This is a genomic window from Pseudomonas sp. GW460-12-10-14-TSB1 (assembly GCF_017349775.1).
GTDB classification, from domain to species: domain Bacteria; phylum Pseudomonadota; class Gammaproteobacteria; order Pseudomonadales; family Pseudomonadaceae; genus Aquipseudomonas; species Aquipseudomonas piscium.
Genome location: NZ_JACNAC010000004.1, coordinates 70,602 through 97,022, shown reverse-complemented (window position 1 = coordinate 97,022; position 26,421 = coordinate 70,602). Strand labels below are relative to the sequence as shown.

Here is a 26,421-nt window from a genome sequence, read left to right as displayed (position 1 = left end):
CCGGGCTGACCGTTGCGCTCAAACGCCGGGCATGAAAAAACCCGCCGGAGCGGGTTTTTCATCAACGCGGTGAAGTTACTTCACGGTCGTCGGGGTTGGGCCTTCGGCAACGCCCAGGTCATCTTCTTCGCGGGTGTCGCTGATAGCACGGCCACCGGAAGCCAGCTCGGCCTGCAGCTGGTCTTCGTCCAGCTCCTTGACCCACTTGGCGACCACTACGGTGGCTACCGCGTTACCTACCAGGTTGGTCAGCGCACGGGCTTCGGACATGAAGCGGTCGATACCCAGGATCAGCGCCAGGCCGGCTACCGGCAGGTGACCCACGGCCGACAGGGTCGCCGCCAGCACGATGAAGCCGCTACCGGTCACGCCCGCAGCACCTTTGGAGGACAGCAGCAGCACCAGCAGCAGGGTGATCTGGTGAGTGATGTCCATGTGGGTGTCGGTCGCCTGGGCAATGAACACGGCCGCCATGGTCAGGTAGATCGAGGTACCGTCGAGGTTGAAGGAGTAACCGGTCGGAATCACCAGACCCACTACCGATTTCTTCGCACCCAGGCGTTCCATCTTGATCAGCATGCGTGGCAGGGCCGATTCCGACGAGGAAGTACCCAGCACGATCAGCAGCTCTTCACGGATGTAGCGGATCAGCTTAAGCACGCTGAAACCGTGGGCGCGGCAGATACCGCCCAGCACCACCAGCACGAACAGCACGCAGGTGATGTAGAAGCAGATCATCAGCTGGCCCAGTTGCACCAGCGAACCCACGCCGTAGGCGCCGATGGTGAAGGCCATGGCACCCAGCGCACCGATCGGCGCGAGCTTCATGATCATGTTGATGATGTTGAACATCACGTGGGCGAAGCGATCGATGAAGTCCAGCACCGGCTTGCCGTAGGCACCCAGGCGGTGCAGGGCGAAACCGAAGATCACCGAGAACATCAGCACTTGCAGGATGTCGCCGTTGGCAAAGGCGCCGACGATGGTGTTCGGAATGACGTTGAGGATAAAGCCGACGATGCTCTGGTCCTTGCCGGCGGTGACGTAGGCCGCCACTTTCGAGGCATCCAGGGTGGACACATCGATGTGCATGCCGTTGCCCGGCTGCACGACGTTGACCACGACCAGGCCGATCAGCAGGGCGATGGTCGAAACGATTTCGAAGTACAGCAGCGCGTAGCCACCGGTCTTGCCCACCGATTTCATGTTCTGCATGCCAGCGATACCACTGACGACGGTACAGAAGATGATGGGCGCGATGACCATCTTGATCAGTTTGATGAACCCGTCACCCAGGGGCTTGAGGGCCACACCGGTCTGCGGGTAGAAGTGACCGAGCAGGATGCCGATAGCGATGGCAACGATCACCTGGAAATACAGGGATTTGTACAGTGGCTGACGAGTCGTCATTGCAAAGTTCCTCAAGAGCACCGTTGCACACCATCCATCGATGCACACGACGCCTAAAGTGCGAACCCTCCTGCACTGGAGGGATTTGTTGTGTAGAGCTGCGGGGAACACCTCTGGTTGCTCCCTACTCCTCGCTATCGCAAAGCCCGTGCCAGCTTGCCAAAAAACCCTGAAAGCCTTTGGACATCAGGGTTTGCGCTCGCCTTTCGCTATCGCCGCCCCTGAGCGAAGTGGCGGATTTCCGCCCATCGCCCGCCGCTCGTCCTACAATTTGGCGGATATCCGCCTTGCCCAGTCGTCGACGGCTGTTAACATCCGCCACTCAATGGACGGATCAACCTTCATGCGCGAACGCACCATCGCCAGTCATTTCGCCCGTGCCGCCCTGGGCGGGGCTCGTCGGCGGGGCTACGACTATTCGGAGTTGCTGCAGACCCTGGGCATCAGCCTCGAACTGCTGAACGAACCCAAGGCCCGTATCGCCCCCGAGCAGTTCGCCAGCCTGCTGCAACAGCTCTGGCAAGTGCTGGATGACGAGTACCTGGGGTTCGGCGACGGCCCGAGCAAGCGCGGCACCTTCGCCATGATGTGCCACGCCCTGATCCACTGCAGCAACCTGGAGAAGGCCCTGCAGCGTGGCCTGCTGTTTTACAGCCTGTTCCCCCAGGCACCGCGGCTGAGCCTGACGCGCGAAGGGGACATGACCCGCCTGAGCCTGGACGACGCTGTGCTGTGGGACCCGGACCACTTTCTCAGCGAGAGCCTGCTGGTGATCTGGCATCGCCTCGGCAGTTGGCTGATCGGCCAGCGCATCCGCCTCGAACAGGCCTGTTTCAGCTACCCGAAACCCGAGCATGGCAACGAGTACGACCTGCTGTTCCCCTGCCCCCTGGTGTTTTCCCGCGACCGCAGCAGCCTGCTGTTCCACAGCCGCTACCTGAGCATGCCGCTGCTGCAGGACGAACGAACCCTCAAGCACTTTCTTGAACGCTCCCCCGCCGACCTGCTGGCCCGCCCGGACGACGGCGACAGTCTGAGCAGCCAGCTGCGCCGCCTGCTCAGCCGCGACAGCAACCATTGGCCGGACCTGGAAAGCATCGCCCAGCACCTGCACATCAGCCCGCAGACCCTGCGCCGGCATTTGCGCGAAGAAGGCACGAGCTTTCAGGAATTGAAGGATCAGTTGCGGCGCGATATCGCCATCTACCATCTGCGTCGGGCCGACCTGTCATTGCAACAGATCGCCGAGCAGACCGGCTTTTCCGAGCCCTCGGCCTTTCATCGCGCGTTCAAGAAGTGGACCGGGCTGACGCCGGGCGCCTATCGCGCCCAGGAAACCTGAGCGCGCCGGTCAAATCGCCGGGAAGAGAATGCGGAACGCCGCCCCGCCCAGGGTGGAATCCCCAAGGGTCAGCTGGGCGCCGTAGCTGTCGATGATGTCCTTGACCACCGCCAGGCCGATCCCCTGCCCCGGATGCTGGCGATCCAGCCGTTCGCCACGCTGGAGAATCCGCGCCCGCTGGTCCGGCGGCACGCCCGGCCCATCGTCCTCGACACACAGCTGCGCGCCATGGAGGTCTTGGCGGACGCTGATGCGCACCTCGCTCAGGCACAGGCGGTAGGCGTTCTCCAGCAGGTTGCCCAGTAACTCGAGCAAGGCTCCATGCTCGATCGGCACATAGCAGCGCTCCGGCAGGTCGAACGAGACCCGTACCTGTTTGTCGCGATAGACCTTGTCCAGGGTGTCGCACAGGCTTTTCAGCACCGGACGCAGACGCACCTGGTGCCGCACCAGGCCGCTCTTGCGCAGGCTGGCACGCTGCAACTGATAGCTGATCTGCTGGCTCATGCGTTCGATCTGGGTCTGCAGCACCCAGGCCTGTTCGCGGTCCTGAGGGCGCAGGGCCATGTCCTCGCTGACCCCTTGCAACACCGTCAGCGGGGTTTTCAGGCTGTGGGCCAGATCGTCCAGGGAATCGCGATAACGGCTGCGTTGCTCGCGCTCGCTGTGCAACAGGCGGTTCAACGAACCGGTCAGGCGCAACAGCTCGCGCGGATGTTCTTCGCTGAGGCTTTCCCGGGTGCCGCTTTCGATTTCGTCCAGCTCCTGGCTCAGCCGGCGCAAGGCCTGCAGGCCCCAGGTCAGGCCAAGCCAGAGCAGCGCCAGGAGCACCAGCAACGCGGCGCCGAAACCGAGGTAAAGGTTTTCCCGCACGCCCTCCAGGGTCAACTGGTACTCACGCACCGGCTGCAGGGCGACGATGCTGAACGCCGCGCTTTTACCACCAAGCAGCTTGACCTCGACGTCGTAGACGAAAAACTCCTGGCCGTTGACTTCGCGGATACGCGCGAACTCGTTACCGCGCCCGTCATAACGCGGCTTGTAGTTGATGTTCTCTTCCTGGGTCGCCTTGGAACGCCAGACCAGCCGCCCCTCCCGGTCATAGATGTAGCCCAGGAGGCGACTGTCGGTCAGGTTGAAGCGCTCATCCGGCAGTTGCGCCGGCATTTGCAGATGATTGTTCTCGACCCGGGCCGCCGAGATCAGCGTGGTCACGTCGGAGGCCAGGCGCTGCTCGATGGAATCCTGCAGCGCCAGGCTGAACGCGCCTTGCATGGCCGGCAACAACGCCAGCATGAACAGCACCGCCAGCGTCGTGGCCGCCAGCATCAGGCGCAGGCGTAACGATCGGATCATCGGCAGCGCTCGTTGAACAGGTAACCCAGGCCGCGCACGGTATCGATGGGCTTGAAGCCCGAAGGGCCTTCCAGCTTGCGCCGCAGGCGGCCGACCAGCACCTCGATCACGTTCGGATCGCGCTCGTCATCGTCCGGGTACAGCTGTTCCATCAACCGGTCCTTGGCCACCACCTGCTGATGGTGGCGCATGAGGTACTCGAGAATCCGGTATTCGTAGGCGGTCAGCGCCAGCGGTTGTTCGTCGAGCGAGGCCTGCTTGCGATTCAGGTCGAGCAGCAGCGGACCGGCGATGATGGTCGATTGGGTGAACCCGCTGGAGCGGCGCAGCAGCGCATTCAGGCGCGCGTCCAGTTCCTCGAACTGGAAGGGCTTGACCACATAGTCGTCGGCGCCGGCGGCCAGCCCTTCGACCTTGTCCTGCCAGTTGCCGCGAGCCGTCAGGATCAGGATCGGAAACGCCTTGCCCCGCGAGCGCAGCTGGCGGATCAGGTCCAGCCCGCCCATGCCCGGCAGGCCCAGGTCGATCACCGCCAGATCATGGTTGAACTGCTCGGTCTGATACAGCGCCTCCTCGGCATTGGCCACGGACTCGACCACATGGCCGCTGTCCGTGAGGCGGGTTTGCAAGTGATGGCGCAGCAGCGCTTCATCTTCAACGACGAGCAGTTTCATGCAGCTCTCCCAGGCAAAATTCGACATCTCCAAGGGCGCTCAGGCGCCCTGATCGTATATATGGCAACGCCGGATCCTGCCTTGGCAGATCCGGCGCGGTCAGAACCAGGACGGTATATTAGAAAGCGTAGTTGGCCGACAGGTACGTCTGGGCGCTGCTGGTCAGGCTCAGCGAACCCTGCTTGCTGCCACTGCGCTCGCTCATCTCGGTGCTGGCATTGCTGCGCAGGTAACGGTAACCCAGTTCGACCGAAGTGTTCTGTGAAACCTGCTGCAGGACGCCGGCCTGCACGCCAACGGCATAACCGATGTCGCTGTCGCGGCTGAAGCCTGGGGAATCCTGGGTCAGCTTGGTCAGGCCCGCGGTACCGCCGCCGAACAGCTTGGTGCTGCTGGTCACTGGCAGGAACACATCGTAGCTGCCGAGCAGGTTTTCCTGGCGCAGTTTAATGCCATTGTGGGAACCGGAGACATTGTCGTAGGTGGCGTAGTAGCGGTGCTGGTCATTCTGCTGACCCAGGCGCACGCCCCAGGTGTTGTCCTTGCCGATCACACCGTCGGCGTTCGGGTTGTTCAGGTTGCTGTTGAGCAGGCTGGACTTCTTGACCTTGTCGCTGGTCTGGCCGTAGGTAAGGCTGGCGAAGTTGCTGTCGGCGGCCTGGACGACAGCGCTGGCGCCGAGAACAGTGAAGGCCAGAATCATCTTCTTGAAAGTAGTCATGGGGGTATTTCCTCATTCGCTATGTGTTTTTGGGTACGGGGCCAGACTACCGACCCCGCCCTGAACTCCCCCTGAACACACTCTGAACCTCGGCTGAATCAAATCGACTCGGCTGTTTGGCAGCCTTTTAAAGGAGAACGGACCATGCGCGCGCTTTTCGCTTGCTTGTTCTTGGCTTTCTGCGGCTTGAGCCAGGCAGCCATCAAGACCCAGGAAATCCCTTACCATAGCCCTGACGGCACCCGGTTCATCGGCTACTACGCCTATGACGACAGCCAGCAAGGGCCACGTCCCGGAGTTGTGGTGGTGCAGAAGGCCGCCGATGAACGCTCATGGGCGGACATGCAGGCGCTCTTCAAGAAACTGTTCAACTGATCCCGCACCGGCCGCACCGGGGGCCTCAACTCCCGGGACAGCGGCCTCAAAGCCGACGGTTGCCAGGCTACCCTCCGGCCTTACAACCCGGCAAAATGCCTGGCATGAATCTCATCCCTACCCTCCCCGCCTGCTGCACTCCACTCGACGACCAGTGGCCGCTGCCCGACGCCCTGCCGGACACCGTCCTGCTCGGCACCCATTTCGATGCCTCGCGCCTGGCCAGCAACGACTTCCAGCTCAGCGCCATCGAGCCGCCCGCAAGCATTCAACGTTCGGTGGCAAAACGGCAGGCCGAATTTCTCGCCGGTCGCTTATGCGCCCGCGCCGCTCTGCAACGCCTGGACGGCCTGGACTGCATTCCGCCGATCGGCGAGGACCGGGCGCCAGTCTGGCCGGCGCACATCAGCGGCTCGATCACCCACAGCACCGGGCGTGCCGCGGCGATTGTCGCGCGCAAGGAGCATTGGCGCGGGCTGGGCATGGACCTGGAGAACCTGCTCAACAGCGAACGGGCGGAACGCCTGGCGGGGGAAATCCTCATCCCGGCCGAAATGCGGCGCATGGCCGCCGCCCCGCGCGAGCAACTGGCGCTCTGGGTCACCCTGACCTTTTCGGTGAAGGAAAGCCTGTTCAAGGCGCTGTACCCGATCGTCCAGCAACGCTTCTATTTCGAACACGCCGAAGTGCTGGAGTGGACAGCCAGCGGCCAGGTCCGCCTGCGCCTGTTGACCGACCTGTCCAGCGAATGGCGCAGTGGCAGCGAGCTGGACGCGCAATTTGCGCTACAAGACGGGCAACTGCTGAGCCTGGTCAGCATCCGGGCTTGATGCCCGGCTGAACCTGAGCGCAAGCCCTCAACCTTTATCCTGGTGCCGTGGCCAGCTCAGGCTGAAGCAGGCGCCGCCAAGGGTCTTGCTCCTGCTGATCAATGCGCGGCCGTCGTGCCAGTGAATGATCCGCCGCACGATCGACAAGCCCAGGCCGTGACCGCCCGAAGCGCGGGTACGGCTGTCATCCAGGCGCAGGAACGGGGTGAAGATCCGTTCCCAGGCGCTTTCCGGAACTCCCGGGCCATCGTCCTCGACGTCGACCCGGCAACGCATCTGCCCCACCTGGTAACTGACCAGCACCTGCGACTCGGCGTGGCGCATGGCGTTGCTCACCAGGTTCTGCAACGCCCGATGCAGGTAGCGCGGCTCGGCCTCGACCCAGGCGCCATCGCAATCCGCCGCGGACAGGCAGGAGCCGCGCTGCACCTTGACCTGCGCCCGCAACGGCGCCAGCTCGCTGATCACTTGGTTGATCAGAGCGTCCAGGTCGATGCGCTGGAAGTTCAGCGCCGGCGAACCCTGCTCCAACCGCGCATAGGTGAGCATTTCGTCCACCAGCCGATCGAGGTCCTGGATATCGTTGTCCATGCCCTCCATATACTTGTCCCGGGCCTGGGGCGTCGTCGCCGAGCCGATCATCTCCAGACCAAAGCGCAGGCGCGCCACCGGCGTGCGCAACTCGTGGGACACCGCGCGTACCAGCTCGCGCTGGATCGCCAGCAAGCGCTGCAAGTGCTCGGCCATGCCGTTGAAGGCCGCCGCCAGCCGCCCCACGGAGTCGGCGCCACCGGCCGGCACCCGGGCTTCCAAGCTGCCCTTGGCAATGCGCGTGGCCGCCGACTCCAGACCACGCAAGCGTCGCTCCAGCTGGCGTACCAATAAATAGACGATCAGGCCGATCAGGCTCAGGCCCAGCACCGCGATCAACACCAGCCACTGCGGTGGGTAGGGATTCATCTGGTACAGCGGGCCGATTTCCAGCACCCAGGGCGTACCCACCATGCCCGCGAACACACGAATCGAGTCGCCACCCTTGCCCAGGGCCATCACCGTATCGCCTTCGGAAACCCGGCGGCGCTGGTCCTCGTCCATGTCCGCGTCGTCCTGGGTGACCAGGTGCATGTCGAAACCGAAGCCCTTGTCCTTTTTCAGCGCCGCCAGGCGTTCCGGCTGCTCGGCCACCGGAAAGCGCACCAACTCGTCGGCCAACAGATAGATAGTCGCCCGCGCCAGTTGTTCGCTGATCTGCTGCACCTCGCCGGTCAGCAGCAGTTGCTCCGACTCGCTGACCAGACGATAGACCCGCGCCGCGTAAGGCCCGGTCTGCTCCACCAGGGCCTGGCCACGCAGCACGCGGTTGCGCTGCCCAAGGTCGAGGCCGGTCTGGGTGAAGGTTTGCAGGGTCAGCGGAATGCCCAACAAGCGCTCCCACACCGCCAGGGCACGGCGGCGCTCGATTTCGCTCATGGGTTGCAGGTTGTCGGCCATCAGCGAGAACGTGCCGTGGGCCAGACGCTCGCGGTATTGCTCGCTGCGCACCTGGTTGAGCAGGTGCAGCGCCAGCACACCCAACAGCGCCACCAGAATCAGGGCGGCGCACATACCGCCGTAAATACGCAGGAATATGGAATTCACGGCGACAGGTCGGCAGCGGCTTCGGGAACGAACAGATAACCCTTGCTGCGGATGGTCTTGATCAGCCGCGGGTGTTCCGGGTCGTCGCCGATTTTCGGACGGATCCGTGAAATGCGCACATCGATGGAACGGTCCTGGCCGTCATAGCCAATGCCGCGCAGGGCGGTGAAGATTTCCTCGCGGGACAGAATGCGCCCGGCGTTGGCCACCAGCAGCCAGAGCAGGTCGAACTCGGCGCTGGTCAACTCGATACCGGCATCGTGCAGCCAGGCTTCGCGCAAGGCGCTGTCCACCACCAGCGGGCCGAATTGCAGGCGCCGGGATTTCTCCGGCGCGGCACCTTCTACGGGTTCGCTGCGCCGCAACAGGGCCTGGATCCTGGCCAGCAACAGACGTGGGCGGACCGGCTTGCACACGTAATCGTCGGCACCGGTGTCCAGCCCCAGCACCTGGTCCATGTCGTCGGTGCGCGCGGTCAGCATCAGGATCGGCCCGTCGTAACGATCGCGGACCTTGCGGCAAATGCTCAGGCCATCCTCACCGGGCAGCATCAGGTCGAGGATCACCAGATCGGGTTGTTCGGCAATGATCCGCGCCGCGGCCAGGGCGCCATTGCCCTCGATGGCGACGCGCAGTCCGTTGCTCTGCAGATATTCACAGGTCAACTCGGCCAGTCGCTGATCGTCCTCGACGATCAATATCTGCCACGCTTCTTGCTCCACAGTGACCTCTGCTTGCCAGATACGGGCTCGGGAAGAATCCGCCCGTCTTTTTGTAATGTGAAATGGATAAAACGATGTATCGAAGGCCCGATTGTAGCAACGGCAAAGGCCGTGAACACAAGGCGCTAAATGCGCTCGGTAAAGGCGTTTTTTTGTGATAGGGTTCGCGCCCGCAAAAATCCGCCCCAGGCAGTTTTGCAGGGTAAAAAACAGTGACAAACGGTAGGATCCAGCCCTGCTGCGGCCTGCGTGAGGTTTACCTGCTTCATACACAATTTACGCACAACCTTATCCACAGGCTGTACGTTGCAATCACCCCCGAAAACGCATTATCTTGTAGCTCGGCTGCAAAAAAACCCTACATCTAGGGTTTCAGGCCAAAAACCAAACACAAATCAGACAAGAAACTCAAGCGCTTTTCTTGCACTCGTTTGGTGGAACCAATCGGATTTTCAGAAGCCAAACCGCGCATGCGGATGGCTGCGGTTTTCCAGCCCACGGCAAGGAAAACGGTACGGGTGTTGCAGTACATGACTGTCACCCACAGGAATACGGTCACGAGCCACTGGCTCGCGACCTATGACTTCGGCATGGAAGCGGCGCCAACAGCCCCCCTTCCTGAACTGTCCCGAAGTCGTTATGCCCGGCGTGCGCCGGTTGTAGTGCTTCAGGACGGAACGGTGGGCACCCAAAGAGTGCCCAAACAAACATAGAGAACGTGGAGACACCCATGCAAACCGACACAACTCGCGAGAACCCGCAGGCCAAAGCGCCGCAGGCTGCCGATTCCAACCTGGATCTGTCTGCCACCGCGCCTGGCCAACTGCGAGTGATCAAGCGTAACGGCACTGTCGTTCCTTATACCGATGACAAAATCACCGTCGCCATCACCAAAGCGTTTCTCGCAGTTGAAGGCGGCACCGCTGCCGCTTCGTCGCGAATCCACGACACCGTCGCTCGCCTGACCGAACAGGTCACCGCCACCTTCAAGCGTCGCATGCCTTCGGGCGGCACCATCCACATCGAAGAGATCCAGGACCAGGTCGAACTGGCCCTGATGCGTGCCGGCGAGCAGAAAGTTGCCCGCGACTACGTGATCTACCGTGACTCGCGCGCCAAGGAGCGCGCCACCCGCACGCCAAGCGAAGAGCCGGTGCAGGCTCACCCGTCGATCCGTATCACCCGCACCGACGGCAGCTTCGCGCCTCTGGACATGGGCCGCCTGAACACCATCGTCACCGAAGCCTGCGAAGGCCTGGAAGAAGTCGACGGCGACCTGATCCAGCGCGAAACCCTGAAGAACCTCTATGACGGCGTAGCGCTCAAGGACGTCAACACCGCCCTGGTGATGACCGCGCGCACCCTGGTAGAGCGCGAGCCGAACTACTCGTTCGTGACCGCCCGCCTGCTGATGGACACCCTGCGTGCCGAAGGCCTGAGCTTCCTGGAAGTGGCCGAGAGCGCCACTCACCACGAGATGGCCGACCTGTACGCCAAGGCGCTGCCGGCCTACGTTGCCAAAGGTATCGAGTTCGAACTGCTGAACCCTGTGCTGGCTGACTTCGACCTGGAAAAACTCGGCAAGGCGATCAACCACGAGCGCGACCAGCAGTTCACCTACCTGGGCCTGCAGACCCTGTACGACCGCTACTTCATCCACAAGGACGGCGTGCGCTTCGAACTGCCGCAGATCTTCTTCATGCGCGTGGCCATGGGCCTGGCGATCGAAGAGAAGCAGAAAGAAGACCGTGCCATTGAGTTCTACAACCTGCTGTCGTCCTTCGACTACATGGCTTCGACCCCGACCCTGTTCAACGCCGGCACCCTGCGTCCACAGCTGTCGAGCTGCTACCTGACCACCGTGCCGGACGACCTGTCGGGCATCTACGGCGCCATCCACGACAACGCCATGCTGTCGAAATTCGCCGGCGGCCTGGGCAACGACTGGACTCCAGTGCGTGCACTGGGTTCCTACATCAAGGGCACCAACGGTAAATCCCAGGGCGTCGTGCCCTTCCTGAAAGTGGTGAACGACACCGCCGTAGCCGTGAACCAGGGTGGCAAGCGCAAAGGCGCTGTATGTGCCTACCTGGAAACTTGGCACATGGACATCGAAGAGTTCATCGAGCTGCGCAAGAACACCGGTGACGATCGTCGTCGTACCCACGACATGAACACCGCCAACTGGATCCCTGACCTGTTCATGAAGCGCGTCTTCGACGACGGCAAGTGGACCCTGTTCTCGCCATCGGAAGTGCCGGACCTGCACGACCTGACCGGCAAGGCCTTCGAAGAGCGCTACGAGTACTACGAAGCCCTGTGCGAATACGGCAAGATCAAGCTGTTCAAGACCATCCAGGCCAAAGACCTGTGGCGCAAGATGCTGTCCATGCTGTTCGAAACCGGCCACCCTTGGCTGACCTTCAAGGACCCGTGCAACCTGCGCAGCCCGCAGCAGCACGTGGGCGTGGTCCACAGCTCGAACCTGTGCACCGAGATCACCTTGAACACCAACAAGGACGAGATCGCCGTTTGCAACCTGGGCTCGATCAACCTGCCGAACCACATCGTCGACGGCAAGCTGGACACCGCCAAGCTGCAACGCACCGTGAACACCGCCGTGCGCATGCTCGATAACGTGATCGACATCAACTACTACTCGGTACCACAGGCGAAGAACTCCAACTTCAAGCACCGTCCGGTCGGCCTGGGCATCATGGGCTTCCAGGACGCGCTGTACCTGCAGCACATCCCTTACGGTTCCGACGCCGCCGTCGACTTCGCCGACAAGTCCATGGAAGCGGTGAGCTTCTACGCGATCCAGGCTTCCTGTGACCTGGCCGACGAGCGTGGCGCCTACGAGACGTTCCAGGGTTCGCTGTGGTCCAAAGGCATCCTGCCGCTGGATTCGCAACAGATCCTGATCGAATCCCGTGGCCAGAAGTACATCGATGTCGACCTGAACGAAACCCTGGACTGGGCACCAGTGCGCGCCCGTGTACAGAAAGGTATTCGTAACTCCAACATCATGGCCATCGCTCCGACCGCGACCATCGCCAACATCACCGGCGTGTCGCAGTCGATCGAACCGACCTACCAGAACCTGTATGTGAAATCGAACCTGTCGGGCGAATTCACCGTGATCAATCCGTACCTGGTTCGCGACCTCAAGGCCCGCGGCCTGTGGGACTCGGTCATGATCAACGACCTGAAGTACTACGACGGTTCCGTGCAGCAGATCGAGCGCATCCCGCAAGAACTCAAAGAGCTCTACGCGACTGCCTTCGAAGTGGAAACCAAGTGGATCGTCGACGCCGCCAGCCGTCGCCAGAAGTGGATCGACCAGGCTCAATCGCTGAACCTCTACATCGCCGGCGCTTCGGGCAAGAAGCTCGACGTGACCTACCGCATGGCTTGGTACCGTGGCCTGAAAACCACTTACTACCTCCGTGCCCTGGCCGCGACCAGCACCGAGAAGTCGACCATCAACACCGGCAAGCTGAACGCTGTTTCCAGCGGCGGCAACCACGGTGACGACTCGGTCCTGGCGGCTCCAGCCGGTCCTGCTCCAGTGCCGAAGGCTTGCGCCATCGACGAGCCGGATTGCGAAGCTTGCCAATAAGCTGAGCCGATAGGCGCTTTCCGGCGCTTATCCGAACCCTCGACAGGCCCCTGGCCTGCCGGGGGTTTTCTTTTGCCCGGGAAAAGCCACAGCACCACCGAATCCAAAGGACCGCACTCGAGGACGAAGCCCTCCCACAACCTGTTGCAGGCGACTTGCCAGAAGCTCCCATCGCCAGCTTCACCGGAATGAACCAGCCGAATACAGCCCTGCGGGCCAGGTAGCCGCGACAGGACCGATACGCCTCCTCCGCATGCCATCCCTCATCGCGAGCAAGCTTCGCTCCTACAGAAGCGGGCCGTGGTCGATGGACCCTGCGGGCACAAAAAAGCCCCTGCGGTGAGGGGCTTTTTTTTTAGCGCTGTCAGCCAGCCATTATCAGGTCATCTGGATAATGGTCTGCATGATGGTGCTCTGGGTGGAGATGGTCTTGGCGTTCGCCTGGTAGTTGCTCTGGGCCTTGATCAGGTCCACCAGCTCGTTGGTCAGGTTGACGTTCGACTCTTCCAGGGAGTTGGACACGATCGAACCCAGGGTGCCGGTTTCAGGAGCATCGTAGCCCGGCACGCCCGAAGCGTAGGTTTCTCTCCAACTGGTGCCGCCTACCGGCTGCAAGCCTTGTTCGTTGGTGAAGCTGGCCAGGGATATCTGGCCGATGGCCTTGTTCTGGCTGTTGCTGAAGTTGGCGAACAGGGTACCGGTGCCGTCGATGGTCAGGTTGGTGATCTGGCCAGTGGCGTAGCCGTCCTGCACCGGCAGCGAACGCGCGGTATCGGCGTTGAACTGCGTGGTGCTGGTCATGGAGATGGTCACGCCGCTGGCATTGGCGCTGGCACCGTTGGCCGTCCACACACCGTTGGTCACAGTGCCAGGCACCCAGCCCGCCAGGGTCAGGTTGTTGCCCGGATTAGGCGTAGTGGCAGGCGGAGTGATGACCGAAACCAGTTTGCCGGCGGAGTCGAAATTCATGGTCGATGCGACTGGAGCCGTAGTGCCGGTGGTGGTCGGAGCGGAGCCATCGAGGTTACGACCATCGACCAGGGTGTAGGTCTTCCAGGTGTTGGCACCGGTTTTCACCATGTACTGGTCCAGCTTGTGCTCGTTGCCCTGGCTGTCATAGATCGGTGTGCTGAACTGCTTGGTGTAGGTTTCCACCTTGGTCGGATCGAAGGCAAAACCTGTCACGCTCTGGTCAATGACCTTTTCGGTGGAGTTCAGGTTGATGGTCGAGGATACCGAACTGGTGGACTTCGGCGACAGGTTCGAGGTGTCGATACGCAGGTCGGTCAGCACGCCGTTGACGATCTTGCCATTGCCATCGACCGCGTAACCTTGCAGGCGGGCGGTGCCATCGGTGTTGGTGATGTAGCCGTCCTTGTCGGTCTTGAAGGTACCGGCGCGGGTGTAGGTCAGCGAGCCGTTATCGCTCAGCACGAAGAAACCCGAACCCTGGATACCCATGTCCAGTACGTTGCCGGTGTTGTTCACGTCGCCCTGGCCGAACTGCTGGGAAACGTTGGCCAGGCGCACGCCATTGCCTATGGTCTTGCTGCCGGTGCCCAGCTTGGTGGCCGAGTAGACGTCGGCGAATTCGGCACGGGACGATTTGAAGCCGGTGGTCGCCACGTTGGCGATGTTGTTGCCAGTCACGTCCAGTTGCTTGTTGGCAGCATAGAGACCGCTAAGGCCAATATTAAAAGACATATTCCACTCCTTGTGCCGCGTTAGTCGGCTCTAGATACCAATGGTTTGAACTTTGGAGAGCGCCACGGGGCTGCTCAGTCCTGCGAGGTTCAACATCAGCTCACCGCCGGTCTGGCTGATGGTGACGCTGTTGACCGTCGCAGGCAGGTAAGTGACCAGGTCGGTCGCCTTGCCATCGATCTTTGTGCTGGCCTTGAAGGTGTAGTTGCCCGGATCGGCCTTGGTACCGTCGGTCTTGGTGCCGTCCCAGACGAAGCTGGTGCTGCCGGCCTTCTGACTCCCCAGGTCGATGGTCTTGACCGCCTTGCCATCCTTGTCGGTGATGGTCACGGTGACACCGCTGACGCCGGTAGGCACAGTCACCGAACCGGTCATGCTCTTGGTGGTGTCGACCTGGGTGGTACCGGTCTGGACGATCACCGAACGCCCCACCAGGGACGAAGCCTGCAGGGCCTGGGACGACTTGTAGTTGCCAGTGATGGAGTTCACCGAGGTATTGAGGGTGGTGATCCCTTCCAGGGTGGAGAACTGCGCCAACTGGGCAACGAACGCACTGTTGTCCTGAGGGTCCAGCGGGTTCTGGTTTTTCAGCTGGGTCACCAGCAGCTTCAGGAACGCGTCCTTGCCCAGCTCATTTTTGCCCTTGACGCTATTGGTGGCCGCCGCCAGGCCATCATTGCTGGTGGTCGGGGTCTTCTTCGCGGAGTTCGCAAGGATCTCCTTGAGCGTCAGGCCACTGGTGGTATCGGTAACACTCATCTGAGTCGCCCCTTATCACTGACCGAGGGTCAGGACCTTCTGCATCATGGTTTTGGCGGTGTTCATCATTTCTGCGTTGGTCTGGAACGAGCGGCTGGCGGAAATCATGTCGGCCATTTCTTCCACCACGTTGACGTTGGGGTAGTAGACATACCCCTTGGCGTCGGCGGCCGGATGGTTAGGCTCGTAACGCGCCTCGAGGTTGCTCTGGTCCTCGACCACACCCAGCACCTGAACGCCCTGACCGGCCGCGTCCTGGTTCTGGAACAGCGACTCGCTGCCACCGCTTTGCGCACCCTGGAACATGGTGGCGAACACCGGGTGGCGCGCACGGTAGGTCTGATCGATGCTCGAAGAGACCGTCTCGGCGTTGGCGATGTTACTGGCGACGGTGTTCAAGCGAGTGGTCTGGGCACTCATGCCGCTACCGGCAATATTGAAAACACTGGCGAGGGACATGGATTACTCTCCGCGCAGGGCTGACACCAGCCCTTTGAATTTGCTGTTGAGCAACGTGAAGCTGGCCTGGAAGTTCACCGAGTTCTCGGCGTAGTTCGACTGTTCCAGTTGGGCATCCACGGTGTTCTGGTCGATCGACGGCTGCATCGGCGTGCGATACAGCAACGACTCGTTGCCGCTGCTCAGGCCTTCGGCTTCGATGTGCCGGCTGTTGGTCATGTTCAGGGCAAAGGTGCCGTTCTTGGCTTTCTCGTTCTGCTCGGCCAGCACGGCGGAGAAGTCCAGATCCCGAGCCTTGTAGTTCGGGGTGTCGGCGTTGGAGATGTTGTTGGCCAGCACCTCGGCACGCTTGGCGCGAAAGCCAAGGGCCTGCTCATGAATGCCGAGCGCTTTATCGAAGCTGATGCTCATGTCGGGAAACCTTCGACCAGATTTTTCGTAAGCTGGACATAGCAAGCTGCGTGCCAAGTGCTCGAACCCCGTAAATCAAGGCTTTGCCGGCAGCGGCAAAGCGGCAATGCCAGAAAAGCGGCAAGGCATTTCCGCGAAACGTCAGCAAAGCGGCAATGTCGTCATTGCCGCTTTGCGCCGCCGGCGGAATCGCGGGCACAAAAAAAGAGGCCCGAAGGCCTCTCTTTTCAACAGCGACAACCTTACTTCGCCTGGTAAATGATCCCAGGGCTGCACTGGACCATCTGGTAGTGGTCGGGCAATCCATTGAGCGCTTCGGAAGCCCCAAGAAACAGGTAACCACCCGGCTTCAGCGTGCTGTGAATGCGCATCAGGATGTCCTTCTTCACCTCGGCGGAGAAGTAGATCAGCACATTGCGGCAGAACACGATGTCGAATTTGCCCAGGCTGGCATAGCTGTCCAGCAGGTTGAACGAGCGGAACTCGACCCGGCTCTTGATCGGCGCCTTGACCACCCAGCGTCCCGGCCCCTTGGGGTCGAAATAGCGTTGCAGGCGGTCGGCCGACAAACCGCGACCGATTGCCAGGCTGTCGTACTCGCCGGTCTTGCAGTTGTTCAGCATGGTCCCGGACAGGTCAGTGGCAACGATCTGCACCCCCATCTTCAGTTGCCCCATGTTGGCCTTCTCGAACTCGTCGATCGACATGGACAACGAATAGGGTTCCTGCCCCGAGGAACAGGCCGCCGACCAGATGCGCAAGCGCTGGTTGGGACTGGCCTTGATCGCTTCCGGCAAGACCTTGTTCTTCAACACCTCGAATGGATAGGTATCGCGAAACCACAGGGTTTCGTTGGTGGTCATGGCATCGACCACCATCTCCCGCAAACCGCTGCGTGGCTGGGTCTGAATGCGCTGAACCAGCTCCCCGAGGGACTTGATGCCTTGCTGTTCCATCAGTTTGTTGAGACGGCTCGACACCAGATATTGCTTGTTCTCACCCAGCAAGATCCCACAGGCTTTTTCCAGGAACACCCGGAACTGTTCGAAATCCAAATTACCCGTAGACAATGATGCCGCCTCTTAAATCGTGTGACCGCCAGGGATGGATATCCCTAGCTGTTATCTGCTGCTTTGATCCGGTCGACAACCCGGGATGCCAGGTCATCAGGACGAAACTTGGCAAGGAAGTCATCGGCACCGACCTTCTTCACCATCGCCTGATTGAATACACCTGACAACGAAGTATGCAGGATGATATGCAGCTTTTGCATGCGTGGATCGTTGCGTATTTCGGCCGTGAGGGTGTAGCCATCCATCTCCGGCATCTCGATGTCGGAGATCATCATCAGAAACTCTTCTTCAGGTTTCTTGCCCTCGTCGACCAGCTTGCGCAGGTAGTCCAGCGCCTGTCGGCCGTCGTTCAGGGCCACCACTTCGACCCCCACAGTCTGCAGGCAACGCGTGACCTGCTTGCGCGCCACCGACGAGTCATCGACCGTCAGCACCCGCAGTGAAACAGCCTTGTGCTGAGTCTCGACATCCACCACGCCCACCGAAATGGTCTCGGGCGTCGGCGCGACCTCGGCCAGCACCTTCTCGACGTCGATGATTTCCACCAACTGATTGTCGACCCGCGTCACCGCCGTCAGGTAGTGATCGCGCCCCGTTCCCTTGGGTGGCGGATGGATCTCCTCCCAGTTCATGTTGACGATGCGCTCGACCGAGCGCACCAGAAACCCCTGGGTCTTGGTGTTGTACTCAGTGATGATGACAAAGGGGTTGCTCAGATCCTGCAACCCGCCCGAACCGGTGGCCATCGCCAGGTCCAGGATCGGAATGGTCGCCCCTCGAATATTCGCGACACCGCACACCACAGGACTGGATTTGGGCATCAACGTCAGTTTGGGGCATTGCAACACCTCCCGAACCTTGAACACGTTGATCCCATAGAGCTGCTGCCCGTCAAGACGGAACAACAGCAGCTCAAGGCGATTCTGCCCTACCAGTTGCGTGCGCTGGTTCACCGAATCCATTACACCAGCCATGCCCAGACTCCCCAAAGCTTAAGATCCGACGCGCGCTCATCGCTAAACGGCACGGCGCTTGCTTTTTAACTGTTATGAACGCCAAAACGACATTTTCCCGACGCCTGACATCAAACTACCGCAGATTGCTGTACGGGCTGTCGGCTTTGTTTTTTTTAAACCCTGGCCATCCTGCCGTTGCTGACTCGGTAACCCTGCCTGATCTACTTATCGGCGTCACTCAGGGGTTTCTTGAATTCACCGTAGAAGACTATCTGGCAACCAGTCAAACGCCTGGGCGCTACGAGATCCAGGTCAATCAGCTCGACCCGCGGCTGCGCATGCCGCACTGCGACAAGGAATTGACAGCGACCCTGGAAAGCCCGGCGCAACCGCTGGGACGCGTGACCGTTCGCGTCCGCTGCGACGGTGCCTCGCCCTGGACCGTGTTCGTGCCCGCCCAGGTCAAGCTGTTCCGCGAAGTGGTGACCACCACCCGGCCACTCAAGCGCGCCGGCATCATCAGCCCCGAAGACGTGATGCTGCGCGAGCGCGATATCGGCCAGATCAACCAGGGCTATCTGACTTCAGTGGACCAGGCCATCGGGCAGAAGCTTGTCCGACCAATGGTCGCCGACCAACTCGTCACCCTGGTTCACCTGGAACAGGCGGAAGTGGTGCGCAAGGGCGATCAGGTGGTGATCTCCGCCCGCAGCGGCACGCTGAACGTGAAAATGCCCGGCGAAGCCCTATCTAACGGCGGCATGAGCGAGCAGATACGGGTCAAGAACCTCAATTCACAACGGGTCATCAAAGCGCGGATCACCGCGCCGGGACAGGTGGAAGTCGCGATGTAGACGACTGGCGCTGTGCACTGTTGCCCCCTAAACTGTGGCCCATGCAGGGCAACAGCGGCGCGTGCGGGCTTATCGATATTTGAGCCTAAAGTTTTCCGGGGTATTGCCGAAAACAAGTCAAGCGTTCAAATACCCAGAGGTTTTTTTACCATGGTCATCGATTTCAGCCGTTTAAACAGCTCTCCCTCACTCACCGGCAGCACGCGCACCAGCGCCAGCAAGGAAACCGGCGACGCCGACAAGTCCGCGCCGCTGAACGCTCCGGCCGAACAGGCCAGCACCAGCGGGGAGTCGGTACACCTCAGCAATGAGGCTCAACAGTTGCAGAAGATCACTGACAAGCTGCGCGACCAGCCTGCCGTCGACAACGCCCGCGTGGCCGAGTTGAAGCAAGCGATTGCCGATGGCAGCTATAAAGTCGACAGCAACCGTGTAGCCAGCAAACTGCTCAATTTCGAAGCCCAGCGCTAGCCAATAAGGCCTGCGCCAGTTTTTTGGACGCTTAAAACCCAAGGCCATACATGCACGACACTAATTTGCTGCAACTGATCACTGACGACTTTGCTCCAGCTCAACAATTGCTGGAATTGCTGCGCACCGAATCCCTCGCCCTGCACGGTCGCGACATGCCGCTGCTGGAAGAGATTCTCGCGCAGAAGCAAGCCCTGATCATTTTGCTCGAGCAGCATGGCCGCAAACGCAGCGAAATCCTCGCCAGCCTGAATCTGCCTGTCAGCCGCACCGGCCTGGAACAACTGGCCAGCCATTCCTCGATTGGCGACCAGTTGCTGGCCCAGAGCGATGTGCTGACCCAGATGCTTGCCGATTGCCAGGCGGCGAACGAACTCAACGGTCGTTCGATCCAGGTTCAACAGGCCACCACCGCCAATCAATTGAAAATCCTCACCGGTGGCGAGCCTCCAGCCCTCTATGATGCCCGCGGCTCAACCGCCAAGCTTGCCAAGCCTCGCCCGCTTAGCCAGGCTTGACCCCAGAGATGAGCGCGCCCTATCAAGTCGCGGAACATGCTGGCAAAATGCTGGCTCTTGCGTGTAGTCGTATTTTGTCTGGAGATTGATGAACCGTGTTCAATGCCGTAAACGCAGAAGATGCGCCGCAGCCACCCAAGGTGCTCACCACCCCCTTGGAAATCAACTCCACGCTGCGCTTGCTGCAAGACAGCCATGACCCGCTGATCATCACTTTCCACGAACGCAGCCAGCGCTTCCAAAGCTATCTGGTCGAGGTCGATCGCGACAGCAACATGATCGCCCTGGACGAAATGATCCCCCGCGATGGCGAACGCTTCATGCTCGCCGGCGAGCCGTTTCGCGTCGAAGGCTTTCACGACGGCGTGCGCATCGCCTGGGAAAGCAACGGCATCCCGACCATCGACGAATCCAATGGCGGCCGCTGCTACCGCGGCACCCTGCCGGACGAAGTGGTCTATCACCAGCGCCGCAATGCCTTTCGCGCCGCCCTGAAGCTGGCCCAACTGGTCAACATCGAACTGGGCGGCGAAAAACTCAAGGCTCCAATTGCCGGCAAACTGCTGGATATCTCCGCTACCGGCTGCAAGCTGCGTTTCGATGGCGACATCTCCAGCCGCCTGCAACTGGGCCAGGTCTACGAGCGTTTTATCGCCGCCCTGCCCTTCGGCAGCATGACTGCGCCAGTGGAGCTGCGTTACCTGCACCACGAAGAGAAGATCGACACGACTTTCGCCGGCGTGCGCTTCCATAACATGAGCGGTCTGGTTCAACGCCAGGTCGAGCGCTTCGTCTACCAGCTGCAACGCGAAGCCCGGCGCTTCGACAAAGACGACCTCTGAGATTCGCGGGTCGATAAAAAACGGGCAGTCCCTTGCGGCGACTGCCCGTTTTTCGTTTCTAGGGCCTGGCCCCACTGAACTGATCCGCCCCGGAATCATCCGGTTTCCCTACCGACTCCTCAACTTCATCCGCAGCATCTTCGGTCGCGACCGGGGCCTCGGCTTCCGGCGCGCTGGTCTGCTGCATCTGATCCTGCACTACCTGCTCGTCGACCCGAGGATCGAGCGCAGCCACCAATGGCGAACTGGACATGCTGTCCGGCATCGCCACGTGATGCAGCGGCGCATCATCGACCTGATGCAGGTTGGTCACGGCTTTCGGCCGGATGCGCCAGACCAGTACCAGGGCAAAAAAACTGAAGAACGCATAGAGCATCTGGCTGCCGAATAGCTTCATCAGCACCCCCGCCACCAACGGCCCGACACTGGCCCCGACGCCATAGGTCACCAGCAGCATCGCGGTCAACGAGACCCGCCGATCGCCTTCGACATGGTCGTTGGAAAACGCCACCGCCAACGGGTACAGGCAGAACTGCACCAGCGAACACAGGAACCCCAGGGCGAACAGCACCTCCAGCGGCACCTGGGGCAGAATCGCCAACGGCAAGGCCGCCACCGCCAGGAAGCAGGCAAAGCAGCGAATCAGCAGGGCCCGGTCGTAACGGTCAGACAGCCACCCCAGCGGCCACTGCACCACCAGCCCGGCAAAAATGCAGCTACCCATGAACAGGCCGACCTGCTCGGTACTCAAGCCCTGCTGGGATGCATACAGCGGCGCCAGACCATAGAACGAGCCGACAATCAGCCCCGACCCGAGCACAGTGCTCAGTGACTGCGGAACGCGCTTGATAAAGAAGCGCGGCTCCATGGGCGCCGGATGCAAAGGCGCCGGGTGAATGCGCCGGGTCATGGCCACCGGCACCAGGCACAGGGCAAAACACAGGGCCACCAGCATCAGCAATTCAGGCCCGAGGGCCGGGTGCATGACCAGAATCAACTGCCCCAGGACCAGTCCCAGATACGAGGCAATCATGTAGCCGCTGAACACCAGCCCGCGCTGCTTGACGTCGGCCTGCTCGTTGAGCCAGCTTTCGATGACCATGTACTGACACATCATGCCCAGGCCGACGATCATCCGCAGCACCAGCCAGGCCGGCAACCAGTCCACCAGGCCGTGCCCCAGTACCGCCGCGCCGACGATCCCGGCACAGGTGGCGTAGGCACGGATATGGCCGACCCTGGCAATCAGGCGGTGGCCGATTTTCCCGCCCAGCACCAGGCCGAAATAGTTGGCCGCCATCAAGGCACCCACCCATAACCCGTCGACATGATCGGCGGCCAGGCGCAGCGCCAGGTAGGTACTGAGTAAGCCCGAGCCGATCAACATCATCAGCGAGGCGAAATAAAGCGCTCGAAAGGATTTCCAGATTTGGCGCATCGGCGTTCCGAGCGGCTCCTTGAATTGAGCGTCGAGCCATCTGGACGATAGCCCGACTGCGACGGTTCGGTTAAGCCTGGGCCGCTAAAACACGCCGCTCCCAGGGAGTTATTTCATCAAAGAAACTGGTCAACTCCATGGTCTTCGAAGCGAGGTAACCTTCGACGAACTCATTGCCGAACAATTCCTTGGCCAACTGGCTACGTTTCAGACGCTCGAGAGCGGCATGCAAGGTACAAGGCAAAGATAAACTGTCCGGCACGGCAAATTCACCCTGAATTGCCGGCGTCGGTTCCAACTCGTTTTCGATGCCGTGCAAACCGGCCGCCAGGCTCGCGGCGATCGCCAGATACGGGTTGGCATCGGCGCCCGGCAAGCGGTTCTCGACCCGCCGCGCCACCGGCGAGCTGGCCGGAATGCGCAGACCCGCCGCCCGATTGTCATGGGACCAGCAGGCATTGTTCGGCGAGGCGTAAGGATGGCACAGGCGCTGGTAGGAGTTGACGTTCGGCGCGAACAACGCAGTGAAATCCGCCAGGCCCGCCTGCAGCCCGCCGATGAAGTGGCGGAACATCGCGGTCGGTTCTCCAGCCTCGTCGCTGAACACATTACGCCCGCTGGCCGACTCGACCAGGCTCTGGTGAATATGCATCGAACTGCCCGGCGTGTGCGCCAGCGGCTTGGCCATGCACACCACGGTCAGGCCATGCTTGAGCGCCACTTCCTTGAGCAGGTGCTTGAACAGGAAGGTCTGGTCGGCCAGCAACAACGGATCGCCGTGCAGCAGATTGATCTCGAACTGGCTGACGCCCATTTCATGCATGAAGGTATCGCGCGGCAGGCCCAGTGCCGCCATGCAGGCGTAGACCTCACTGAAGAACGGCCGCAAACCGTTGTTGGAGCTGACACTGAACGCCGAATGCCCGTCTTCGCGACGACCGTCCAGGCCAATAGGTGGCTGGAAAGGCTGGGTCGGATCGGTATTGGGAGCAAATATGAAGAATTCCAGCTCGGTCGCCACCACCGGCGCCAGGCCGCGGGCGGCGTACCGCGCGATGACCTCTTTGAGCTGGCCGCGGGTGGAAAGGCGCGAGCTTTCGCCGCTCAGCTCGTCCGCGTCGCAAATCGCCAGCGCACGAGGCTGCGAGCTCCAGGGCAGGCGATGAATCTGTTGCGGGTCGGCATTGAGCGCCAGGTCGCCGTCGTCACTGCCATAGAATCGCGCGGGGGGATAACCGCCCATGATGCATTGCAGCAGCACCCCGCGGGCCATCTGCAGGCGTCGCCCTTCGAGGAAACCCTCGGCGGTCATCACCTTGCCCCGTGGCACGCCGTTCAGATCCGGAGTGACACATTCAATCTCGTCAATGCCCGTCAATCGCTGTGCGAGTGAACTGCGGCCATCGGTTGTCATGACTCAATCCTTGTTGTTGTACGAGCCGAGAACGGCGACCCGTACAAAATAGGCTCCGGCTGTTCGGAATATCAAGCAGCCTCGAACAAAAAGCCCTAGGGATCGAACACACAGCCGAAATACGGCGAAGCCCCTACAAGCTCGACAACCGCTTCAAGGCAGATTTCAAGGCAGATAGATACTGAACACACCACCACCCAGAGGTCCGCCATTACGGATCTCGGTGCGCCCACAGACACCGTTGCGCTGATGCAGCGCGGCAATGCGCTCGGCGAAGTACAGCCCCAGGCCGGTGCTGCCGCTGCTGTGATTGATGCCTTGCACGTAGTCGGCCTGGTTATCGATCATCTGCTGCGGATACCCCTCGCCATCGTCGTTGATGGTCAGCACAGTCTGCCCACCCTCATCATGCACGCTGACCAGCAACGCATGGCGCGCATAACGAATGGCGTTGTTGATGCAGTTGGCCAGCACCGAGGCGATCAGTTCCCGGTCGAAAAAACCCAGGGGGGTCAAAGGGTCGACTTCATAGGTCGCGGCAATGCCACGACTGACGAACACGTCCTGATGGCTGACCAGTTGCGCCTCGATGAAGTCATCCAGTTCGTGGTAACCCGGCTGCACCGGCAACTGGTTGACCCCCAGCTTGTAGAGCCCCAGCAGTTGCACCAGCATGCCATTGAGATGAGCGAACTCGAACTCCATCACGCCCTGCTCCGGCGTGCCCTGCTGTGCCTGTGGCAGTCTTGCCAGCCACTGGGCATGGGCCTGCATGAGCAGGGTCAGGGAGTTCTTCATGTCGTGCACGGTAGAGGCGATCACCGTGGAAAAGTCGAGAGCCTGTTCGTGGGTATTCATTCGCCAAACGCCTTGCTTCGCAGTTTCTGATAACGCGGATAACGCGCGTCGGTATCGGGCATCAGGCCGACCATTTTCAGGCAGGTTCGGCACTCTTCCAGCAGCGCCGTGTCCTGGGTGATGTCGGTGCCGTGCAATAACGACTGCGCCATGTTCAGGGCAATACTGATGTTCTTCGGTTGCATCGCCAGGGCTCGACGGAACAGATCCCGGGCCTCGCCCAGCGCGCCAGCCTTGTAACTGCGCACGCCCTGACGGTTCATGTCCGCCGCGGCGTTGGCGGAGTTGAGGATCGCCGGGTCATCGGTGAGCTTGGAGATACCCTCCATCACCTTCGGGTCGTCGCCGTAGATTTCCGCGCAGTTTTTCAGCATCGATGCGCCGGCATCGGCCTGCCCCAGCATCTGCAGTTGCTTGGCCACCAGCAGCGCCGCTTCCGGGCTCATGAACTGCTCCATCCCGTCCAGGCGCAACATCGCCTGCTCGGTGAGCTTTTCCGCCGTTTCAGCATCGTTGAGCAACAGGCTGGTGGCCTTCATCAGGCGCGCGCGAATCTGCAACCCCGGATCGCTGGGGTTTTCCTTGGCCACCGCACTCAGGGTGCTGTTGATTTCCAGGCGCGTGCGGGTATCCAGCCCCCTCTCGCTGCCCTTGCTGATCAACGCATGCGCCAGGCCAAGGTTGCTTTCCGGGTCCTTGAAACGCGATTGCGCACCTTGGGATACCGCCTGGCGATAGGCCCTGGAGGCGGTCTCGAAGTCTTCGTTGGTCATCGCCAGCTTGCCCAGCAGCGCTTGCCGGCGCACGGCCAGCGGCGACAGGCGCACCGCCTCCTCCAGCACACTCTGGGCGCGCTTGGAGTCGCCCTCGGCGAGCAGCACCTCGGCCATGCCATCGTAGAGCGCCGGCATCATCGGAAAAGCCTTCAAGGCCTTTTCGTAGATGGCCTTGGCCTGGGTCACCTGGCCACGCTTGAACAGCAGGCGCCCCAGGCCGACATAGGCCCACGGTAACGGGCGATCCGCCAGAATGCTCTCGTACAACCGCTCCAGCGCTTCGTTCTGGTTCATGTCACGCAGGGCATCGGCCCGGTAGCGCAGGCACAACGGCGAATAGCGAGGATCCTGTTTGCACAGGGCGATGCAGGCATTGAGCACCTCAAGCGGCTTGCCGCGATCGAGCGCCTGCAGAATCGGCTTGAGCAGCGACTTGCGCTGCTGTAACCGCTCCAGCCGCTGAGCCAGGCTGGAGCGGTTGAAAGGCTTGGTCAGATAGGCGTCCGGCTCATGCTCGAGGGCGCTGAGCACCATCGACTGGCTGGTCTCGGCAGTGACCATCAGGAATACGCTTTCATGGCTGATCAGCTTGTCGGTCATCAGGTCTTCGAGCACCTGCTGCCCGTTCTTCTTGCCGTCGCCCAGGTGGTAATCCTGCAGGATGAAGTCATAGCGCTTTTGCGCGCACATGCGCAGCGCCTGCTCGCCTGTATCGGCAGTGTCTACGTCCTTGACGCCCAACTCACGCAGCATGGACCGGACAGAACTGCGGAAATCCGAGAAATCATCGACGATCAAAAAGCTTTTTTGGTGGTACGCCAGCATCGAAGATTCCAGACCCGTAAAAAAGATGAAGCCCGCGGCAACAGCAAGACAGGCTCAAGGTCGTCAGCCTTGCTGCACCCGGACAACGATAATGGCCACAGGCCATCAATGCATTCTACATCAACCCGCAATGGCGCCCGCCTGCTCTCGCCGGGCACCCGGTCCATGGCCCAGCCATTTGACCTGCAACAACATCCATGGATGTTATCGGCCGATTCTGGCGTTCCCTTATAGATAGTTGCCAAAAGCCTTCGATATCCTTGCTCGCGCCGCCCACCAGCCCCGGTTGCGGCAAACTCCATCGGGAATATCAGCCGGGCGGCATCAACTTTAGGCCAGCCACGCCGATACCTTGCAGACAGACAGCAACAGT

The 26,421-nt window shown here is 61.1% G+C and carries 24 protein-coding genes and 1 pseudogene; 8 read left to right on the top strand and 17 right to left on the bottom strand.

Annotation, left to right across the window (positions count from 1 at the left end; translation table 11 throughout):
• Positions 1 to 75: 75 nt before the first annotated feature.
• Positions 76 to 1,410: a dicarboxylate/amino acid:cation symporter gene (locus tag J4D52_RS04225; protein ID WP_063432667.1), complete on the bottom strand. Its 1,335-nt coding sequence runs from the start codon at positions 1,408 to 1,410 to the stop codon at positions 76 to 78.
• A 343-nt stretch (positions 1,411 to 1,753) separates the two neighbouring features.
• Between J4D52_RS04225 and J4D52_RS04220 the strand changes: the two genes are divergently transcribed.
• The gene (locus tag J4D52_RS04220) at positions 1,754 to 2,752 is read left to right on the top strand and encodes an AraC family transcriptional regulator (RefSeq protein ID WP_025805682.1); all 999 of its coding nucleotides are present in this window, start codon (positions 1,754 to 1,756) and stop codon (positions 2,750 to 2,752) included.
• Between the two features lie 9 nt (positions 2,753 to 2,761).
• On the opposite strand, the gene J4D52_RS04215 is transcribed toward J4D52_RS04220, so the two are convergent.
• The 3 genes from J4D52_RS04215 to J4D52_RS04205 form a co-directional block, all read right to left on the bottom strand.
• Entirely contained in the window at positions 2,762 to 4,108 is a 1,347-nt protein-coding gene (locus J4D52_RS04215) for an ATP-binding protein (RefSeq protein ID WP_025805683.1), read from the bottom strand.
• Positions 4,105 to 4,782 (bottom strand): response regulator, encoded by a 678-nt coding sequence (locus J4D52_RS04210; RefSeq protein WP_007931776.1) that lies wholly within the window; start codon positions 4,780 to 4,782, stop codon positions 4,105 to 4,107. Before J4D52_RS04210 ends, J4D52_RS04215 begins: the two co-directional genes overlap by 4 nt.
• 118 nt (positions 4,783 to 4,900) lie before the next feature.
• Positions 4,901 to 5,503 carry a hypothetical protein gene (locus J4D52_RS04205; protein ID WP_007931772.1) on the bottom strand — a complete coding sequence of 201 codons (603 nt, stop codon included), beginning with the start codon at positions 5,501 to 5,503 and terminating at the stop codon, positions 4,901 to 4,903.
• A 144-nt stretch (positions 5,504 to 5,647) separates the two neighbouring features.
• Here J4D52_RS04205 and J4D52_RS04200 point away from each other — a divergent pair.
• Positions 5,648 to 5,818 (top strand): annotated as a pseudogene (locus tag J4D52_RS04200) (dienelactone hydrolase family protein); the annotation flags it as partial.
• Between the two features lie 164 nt (positions 5,819 to 5,982).
• Positions 5,983 to 6,708, top strand: coding sequence for a 4'-phosphopantetheinyl transferase (locus tag J4D52_RS04195; RefSeq protein ID WP_025805687.1), 726 nt, complete (start codon positions 5,983 to 5,985; stop codon positions 6,706 to 6,708).
• A 27-nt stretch (positions 6,709 to 6,735) separates the two neighbouring features.
• Here J4D52_RS04195 and J4D52_RS04190 read toward each other — a convergent pair whose 3' ends face one another.
• The 3 genes from J4D52_RS04190 to J4D52_RS04180 all read right to left on the bottom strand — a co-directional run bounded on the left by J4D52_RS04190 (position 6,736) and on the right by J4D52_RS04180 (position 9,600).
• A complete protein-coding gene (locus J4D52_RS04190) occupies positions 6,736 to 8,346 on the bottom strand; it encodes an ATP-binding protein (RefSeq protein WP_025805689.1) in 1,611 nt (536 codons plus the stop codon).
• Positions 8,343 to 9,068, bottom strand: a complete 726-nt coding sequence (locus J4D52_RS04185; RefSeq protein ID WP_063432670.1) for a winged helix-turn-helix domain-containing protein — start codon at positions 9,066 to 9,068, stop codon at positions 8,343 to 8,345. The genes J4D52_RS04190 and J4D52_RS04185 overlap by 4 nt, the downstream gene beginning before the upstream one ends.
• 364 nt (positions 9,069 to 9,432) lie before the next feature.
• A complete protein-coding gene (locus tag J4D52_RS04180) occupies positions 9,433 to 9,600 on the bottom strand; it encodes a hypothetical protein (RefSeq protein ID WP_155738300.1) in 168 nt (55 codons plus the stop codon).
• Between the two features lie 198 nt (positions 9,601 to 9,798).
• Between J4D52_RS04180 and J4D52_RS04175 the strand changes: the two genes are divergently transcribed.
• The gene (locus J4D52_RS04175; protein ID WP_025805691.1) at positions 9,799 to 12,690 is read left to right on the top strand and encodes a ribonucleoside-diphosphate reductase subunit alpha; all 2,892 of its coding nucleotides are present in this window, start codon (positions 9,799 to 9,801) and stop codon (positions 12,688 to 12,690) included.
• A gap of 378 nt (positions 12,691 to 13,068) precedes the next feature.
• On the opposite strand, the gene flgE is transcribed toward J4D52_RS04175, so the two are convergent.
• The 6 genes from flgE to J4D52_RS04145 form a co-directional block, all read right to left on the bottom strand.
• Positions 13,069 to 14,394: a flagellar hook protein FlgE gene (flgE, locus tag J4D52_RS04170; protein ID WP_025805692.1), complete on the bottom strand. Its 1,326-nt coding sequence runs from the start codon at positions 14,392 to 14,394 to the stop codon at positions 13,069 to 13,071.
• Between the two features lie 30 nt (positions 14,395 to 14,424).
• Positions 14,425 to 15,153: a flagellar hook assembly protein FlgD gene (gene flgD / locus J4D52_RS04165; protein WP_053280463.1), complete on the bottom strand. Its 729-nt coding sequence runs from the start codon at positions 15,151 to 15,153 to the stop codon at positions 14,425 to 14,427.
• 15 nt (positions 15,154 to 15,168) lie between these two features.
• Positions 15,169 to 15,612, bottom strand: coding sequence for a flagellar basal body rod protein FlgC (gene flgC / locus J4D52_RS04160; RefSeq protein ID WP_007921629.1), 444 nt, complete (start codon positions 15,610 to 15,612; stop codon positions 15,169 to 15,171).
• A 3-nt stretch (positions 15,613 to 15,615) separates the two neighbouring features.
• The gene (flgB, locus tag J4D52_RS04155) at positions 15,616 to 16,023 is read right to left on the bottom strand and encodes a flagellar basal body rod protein FlgB (protein WP_025805694.1); all 408 of its coding nucleotides are present in this window, start codon (positions 16,021 to 16,023) and stop codon (positions 15,616 to 15,618) included.
• Between the two features lie 242 nt (positions 16,024 to 16,265).
• A complete protein-coding gene (gene cheR / locus J4D52_RS04150; RefSeq protein ID WP_025805695.1) occupies positions 16,266 to 17,093 on the bottom strand; it encodes a protein-glutamate O-methyltransferase CheR in 828 nt (275 codons plus the stop codon).
• A gap of 44 nt (positions 17,094 to 17,137) precedes the next feature.
• Positions 17,138 to 18,070, bottom strand: a complete 933-nt coding sequence (locus tag J4D52_RS04145; protein ID WP_007921626.1) for a chemotaxis protein CheV — start codon at positions 18,068 to 18,070, stop codon at positions 17,138 to 17,140.
• 74 nt (positions 18,071 to 18,144) lie between these two features.
• On the opposite strand from J4D52_RS04145, the gene flgA reads away from it, so the two are divergent.
• The 4 genes from flgA to J4D52_RS04125 all read left to right on the top strand — a co-directional run bounded on the left by flgA (position 18,145) and on the right by J4D52_RS04125 (position 20,737).
• Positions 18,145 to 18,906: a flagellar basal body P-ring formation chaperone FlgA gene (flgA, locus tag J4D52_RS04140; protein WP_009050304.1), complete on the top strand. Its 762-nt coding sequence runs from the start codon at positions 18,145 to 18,147 to the stop codon at positions 18,904 to 18,906.
• A 150-nt stretch (positions 18,907 to 19,056) separates the two neighbouring features.
• Entirely contained in the window at positions 19,057 to 19,377 is a 321-nt protein-coding gene (gene flgM, locus J4D52_RS04135; RefSeq protein ID WP_009045139.1) for a flagellar biosynthesis anti-sigma factor FlgM, read from the top strand.
• A 50-nt stretch (positions 19,378 to 19,427) separates the two neighbouring features.
• Positions 19,428 to 19,895, top strand: a complete 468-nt coding sequence (locus J4D52_RS04130) for a flagella synthesis protein FlgN (protein ID WP_063432671.1) — start codon at positions 19,428 to 19,430, stop codon at positions 19,893 to 19,895.
• Positions 19,896 to 19,990: 95 nt separating this feature from the next.
• Positions 19,991 to 20,737, top strand: a complete 747-nt coding sequence (locus tag J4D52_RS04125; RefSeq protein ID WP_025805701.1) for a flagellar brake protein — start codon at positions 19,991 to 19,993, stop codon at positions 20,735 to 20,737.
• Between the two features lie 58 nt (positions 20,738 to 20,795).
• Here J4D52_RS04125 and J4D52_RS04120 read toward each other — a convergent pair whose 3' ends face one another.
• The 4 genes from J4D52_RS04120 to J4D52_RS04105 form a co-directional block, all read right to left on the bottom strand.
• Complete coding sequence (locus J4D52_RS04120; protein ID WP_063432672.1) at positions 20,796 to 22,175, bottom strand: MFS transporter; 1,380 nt, start codon at positions 22,173 to 22,175, stop codon at positions 20,796 to 20,798.
• 70 nt (positions 22,176 to 22,245) lie between these two features.
• On the bottom strand, positions 22,246 to 23,487 hold the full coding sequence (locus J4D52_RS04115; RefSeq protein WP_173678539.1) for a glutamine synthetase family protein: 1,242 nt from the start codon (positions 23,485 to 23,487) through the stop codon (positions 22,246 to 22,248).
• Positions 23,488 to 23,754: 267 nt separating this feature from the next.
• Positions 23,755 to 24,447 carry a sensor histidine kinase KdpD gene (locus J4D52_RS04110; protein WP_063432674.1) on the bottom strand — a complete coding sequence of 231 codons (693 nt, stop codon included), beginning with the start codon at positions 24,445 to 24,447 and terminating at the stop codon, positions 23,755 to 23,757.
• Positions 24,444 to 26,048: a tetratricopeptide repeat-containing response regulator gene (locus tag J4D52_RS04105; RefSeq protein WP_102676787.1), complete on the bottom strand. Its 1,605-nt coding sequence runs from the start codon at positions 26,046 to 26,048 to the stop codon at positions 24,444 to 24,446. Before J4D52_RS04105 ends, J4D52_RS04110 begins: the two co-directional genes overlap by 4 nt.
• Positions 26,049 to 26,421 lie beyond the last annotated feature (373 nt).

What these genes read in the sequence shown, in the direction of transcription:
- flgM (WP_009045139.1), top strand. Translation starts at nt 19,057, where the DNA reads ATGGTCATCGATTTCAGCCGTTTAAACAGCTCTCCCTCACTCACCGGC.
- flgC (WP_007921629.1), bottom strand. Translation starts at nt 15,612, where the DNA reads ATGTCCCTCGCCAGTGTTTTCAATATTGCCGGTAGCGGCATGAGTGCC.
- J4D52_RS04145 (WP_007921626.1), bottom strand. Translation starts at nt 18,070, where the DNA reads ATGGCTGGTGTAATGGATTCGGTGAACCAGCGCACGCAACTGGTAGGG.
- J4D52_RS04195 (WP_025805687.1), top strand. Translation starts at nt 5,983, where the DNA reads ATGAATCTCATCCCTACCCTCCCCGCCTGCTGCACTCCACTCGACGAC.
- J4D52_RS04180 (WP_155738300.1), bottom strand. Translation starts at nt 9,600, where the DNA reads ATGTACTGCAACACCCGTACCGTTTTCCTTGCCGTGGGCTGGAAAACC.
- J4D52_RS04115 (WP_173678539.1), bottom strand. Translation starts at nt 23,487, where the DNA reads ATGACCGCCGAGGGTTTCCTCGAAGGGCGACGCCTGCAGATGGCCCGC.
- flgB (WP_025805694.1), bottom strand. Translation starts at nt 16,023, where the DNA reads ATGAGCATCAGCTTCGATAAAGCGCTCGGCATTCATGAGCAGGCCCTT.
- J4D52_RS04120 (WP_063432672.1), bottom strand. Translation starts at nt 22,175, where the DNA reads ATGCGCCAAATCTGGAAATCCTTTCGAGCGCTTTATTTCGCCTCGCTG.
- J4D52_RS04210 (WP_007931776.1), bottom strand. Translation starts at nt 4,782, where the DNA reads ATGAAACTGCTCGTCGTTGAAGATGAAGCGCTGCTGCGCCATCACTTG.
- J4D52_RS04215 (WP_025805683.1), bottom strand. Translation starts at nt 4,108, where the DNA reads ATGATCCGATCGTTACGCCTGCGCCTGATGCTGGCGGCCACGACGCTG.
- J4D52_RS04105 (WP_102676787.1), bottom strand. Translation starts at nt 26,048, where the DNA reads ATGCTGGCGTACCACCAAAAAAGCTTTTTGATCGTCGATGATTTCTCG.
- J4D52_RS04225 (WP_063432667.1), bottom strand. Translation starts at nt 1,410, where the DNA reads ATGACGACTCGTCAGCCACTGTACAAATCCCTGTATTTCCAGGTGATC.
- J4D52_RS04175 (WP_025805691.1), top strand. Translation starts at nt 9,799, where the DNA reads ATGCAAACCGACACAACTCGCGAGAACCCGCAGGCCAAAGCGCCGCAG.
- J4D52_RS04220 (WP_025805682.1), top strand. Translation starts at nt 1,754, where the DNA reads ATGCGCGAACGCACCATCGCCAGTCATTTCGCCCGTGCCGCCCTGGGC.
- flgD (WP_053280463.1), bottom strand. Translation starts at nt 15,153, where the DNA reads ATGAGTGTTACCGATACCACCAGTGGCCTGACGCTCAAGGAGATCCTT.
- J4D52_RS04110 (WP_063432674.1), bottom strand. Translation starts at nt 24,447, where the DNA reads ATGAATACCCACGAACAGGCTCTCGACTTTTCCACGGTGATCGCCTCT.
- flgE (WP_025805692.1), bottom strand. Translation starts at nt 14,394, where the DNA reads ATGTCTTTTAATATTGGCCTTAGCGGTCTCTATGCTGCCAACAAGCAA.
- flgA (WP_009050304.1), top strand. Translation starts at nt 18,145, where the DNA reads ATGAACGCCAAAACGACATTTTCCCGACGCCTGACATCAAACTACCGC.
- J4D52_RS04130 (WP_063432671.1), top strand. Translation starts at nt 19,428, where the DNA reads ATGCACGACACTAATTTGCTGCAACTGATCACTGACGACTTTGCTCCA.
- J4D52_RS04205 (WP_007931772.1), bottom strand. Translation starts at nt 5,503, where the DNA reads ATGACTACTTTCAAGAAGATGATTCTGGCCTTCACTGTTCTCGGCGCC.